The following is a 3,242-nucleotide window of genomic DNA, read 5'->3' as shown; positions in this document are numbered from 1 at the left end:
CTTAATCGATTCAAACTCATGTGATTTCAAATTTCTAAGAGCAAACGGTGAATGCCTTGGCATGTAGAGCCGAAGAAGGACGTAGTAATCTGCGATAAGCCTCGGGGAGTTGATAAACGAACTGTGATCCGAGGATTTCCGAATGGGGAAACCCCGCCAGGCCCTTTGGGTGACCTGGTGACTCCCGCCTGAATATATAGGGCGGGTAGAGGGAACGTGGGGAAGTGAAACATCTCAGTACCCACAGGAAGAGAAAACAATAGTGATTCCGTTAGTAGTGGCGAGCGAAACCGGATGAGGCTAAACCGATCATGTGTGATAGCCGGCAGGCGTTGCATGGTCGGGGTTGCGGGACTTTTCTGCTGATTCTGCCGAACAGTGAGGGTTAGAGCGTTGTATAGACGAACAGGATTGAAAGCCTGGTCATAGAGGGTGCGAACCCCGTAGTCGAAATGCAGCAATCGCCCGAAGAGTATCCCAAGTAGCACGGGGCCCGAGAAATCCCGTGTGAATCCGTCAGGACCACCTGATAAGCCTAAATACTCCTACATGACCGATAGTGAACAAGTACCGTGAGGGAAAGGTGAAAAGTACCCCGGGAGGGGAGTGAAATAGTACCTGAAACCGTTTGCTTACAAACCGTTGGAGCCAGGCTGTGCCATTCGTGGTGCGGATTTCTGGTGACAGCGTGCCTTTTGAAGAATGAGCCTGCGAGTTAGTGATATGTGGCGAGCTTAACCCGAGAGGGGAATGCGTAGCGAAAGCGAGTCTGAATAGGGCGATTCAGTCGCATGTCCTAGACCCGAAGCGAAGTGATCTATCCATGGCCAGGTTGAAGCGACGGTAAGACGTCGTGGAGGACCGAACCCACTTCAGTTGAAAATGGAGGGGATGAGCTGTGGATAGGGGTGAAAGGCCAATCAAACTTCGTGATAGCTGGTTCTCTCCGAAATGCATTTAGGTGCAGCGTTGCGTGTTTCTTGCCGGAGGTAGAGCTACTGGATGGCCGATGGGGCCTAAAAGCTTACTGACGTCAGCCAAACTCCGAATGCCGGTAAGTGAGAGCGCAGCAGTGAGACGGTGGGGGATAAGCTTCATCGTCGAGAGGGAAACAACCCAGACCACCAACTAAGGTCCCAAAGCGCGTGCTAAGTGGGAAAGGATGTGGAGTTGCACAGACAACCAGGAGGTTGGCTTAGAAGCAGCCACCCTTGAAAGAGTGCGTAATAGCTCACTGGTCAAGTGATTCCGCGCCGACAATGTAACGGGGCTCAAGCACGCCACCGAAGTTGTGGCATTGATATTTTTGGTAAGCCGCACCCTTGTGGTGTTGGTTCAGCCGTGTTGATGGGTAGGAGAGCGTCGTGTGGCCAGCGAAGCGGCGGTGTAAACCAGCCGTGGAGGCTACACGAGTGAGAATGCAGGCATGAGTAGCGAAAGACGGGTGAGAAACCCGTCCTCCGAAAGATCAAGGTTTCCAGGGCCAGGCTAATCCGCCCTGGGTAAGTCGGGACCTAAGGCGAGGCCGACAGGCGTAGTCGATGGACAACGGGTTTATATTCCCGTACTGGCGAAAAACCGCCCAAACTAATCCAGTAATGCTAAGCATCTGAATCCTCTAGATGGATCCCTTCGGGGTGAAGCGTGGGGCCTAGCGTGCGACCCTATGCTGGTGCGGTTAGCGTATTAACAGGTGTGACGCAGGAAGGTAGCTGAGCCGGGCGATGGTTGTCCCGGTCTAAGGATGTAGGCCGAGAGATAGGCAAATCCGTCTCTCATGAAGGTTGAGACCCGATGGGTAGTCCTCACGGACGAAATCAGTGATCCTATGCTGCCAAGAAAAGCATCGACGCGAGGTTTTAGTCACCCGTACCCCAAACCGACTCAGGTGATCAGGTAGAGAATACTAAGGAGATCGAGAGAATCGTGGTTAAGGAACTCGGCAAAATGCCCCCGTAACTTCGGGAGAAGGGGGGCCTGAGGCGTGAAGGGATTTACTCCTGGAGCGTTCGAAGGCCGCAGAGACCAGTGGGAAGCGACTGTTTACTAAAAACACAGGTCCGTGCCAAGTCGCAAGACGATGTATACGGACTGACGCCTGCCCGGTGCTGGAAGGTTAAGAGGAACGGTTAGCCGCAAGGCGAAGCTGAGAATTTAAGCCCCAGTAAACGGCGGTGGTAACTATAACCATCCTAAGGTAGCGAAATTCCTTGTCGGGTAAGTTCCGACCTGCACGAATGGCGTAACGACTTCCCAGCTGTCTCAACCGCGAACTCGGCGAAATTGCATTACGAGTAAAGATGCTCGTTACGCGCAGCAGGACGGAAAGACCCCGTGACCTTTACTACAGCTTGGTATTGGTGTTCGGTGTGGCTTGTGTAGGATAGGTGGGAGACTGTGAAGCTTGGACGCTAGTTCAGGTGGAGTCAACGTTGAAATACCACTCTGGTCATATTGGATATCTAACTTCGAACCGTGATCCGGTTCAGGGACAGTGCCTGGTGGGTAGTTTAACTGGGGCGGTTGCCTCCTAAAAAGTAACGGAGGCGCCCAAAGGTTCCCTCAACCTGGTTGGCAATCAGGTGTCGAGTGTAAGTGCACAAGGGAGCTTGACTGTGAGACTGACAAGTCGAGCAGGGACGAAAGTCGGGACTAGTGATCCGGCAGTGGCTTGTGGAAGCGCTGTCGCTCAACGGATAAAAGGTACCTCGGGGATAACAGGCTGATCTTGCCCAAGAGTCCATATCGACGGCATGGTTTGGCACCTCGATGTCGGCTCGTCGCATCCTGGGGCTGGAGTAGGTCCCAAGGGTTGGGCTGTTCGCCCATTAAAGCGGTACGCGAGCTGGGTTTAGAACGTCGTGAGACAGTTCGGTCCCTATCCGCTGCGCGCGCAGGAAATTTGAGAAGATCTATCCCTAGTACGAGAGGACCGGGATGGACGAACCTCTGGTGTGTCAGTTGTTCCGCCAGGAGCACCGCTGATTAGCTACGTTCGGAACGGATAACCGCTGAAAGCATCTAAGCGGGAAGCCGGCTTCGAGATGAGATTTCCATCCCTTCGGGGGAGAGGCTCGCAGCTAGACTACTGCGTTGATAGGCCGGATGTGGAAGAGGGGACTAAAGACCCTCGGAGCTGACCGGTACTAATAAGCCAATAATTTGATAACACACCAGTTTGAATAAGCTGCAAGCGTCCACTATGTGGTTCTCGATGTACGGTCGAGAACAACGCCCCACGG

Annotated in this window: 1 rRNA gene; it reads left to right on the top strand. The window is 53.4% G+C overall.

Annotation, left to right across the window (positions count from 1 at the left end):
• The first annotated feature begins 24 nt into the window (after positions 1-24).
• Positions 25-3,170: ribosomal RNA gene (locus tag E3N86_RS07430) — 23S ribosomal RNA — on the top strand.
• Positions 3,171-3,242: the final 72 nt, after the last annotated feature.

The sequence above is a fragment of the Cryobacterium sp. Hz7 genome, from assembly GCF_004402815.1.
Classification (GTDB): Bacteria; Actinomycetota; Actinomycetes; order Actinomycetales; family Microbacteriaceae; genus Cryobacterium; species Cryobacterium sandaracinum.
This window is presented reverse-complemented; position numbering and strand designations above follow the sequence as displayed.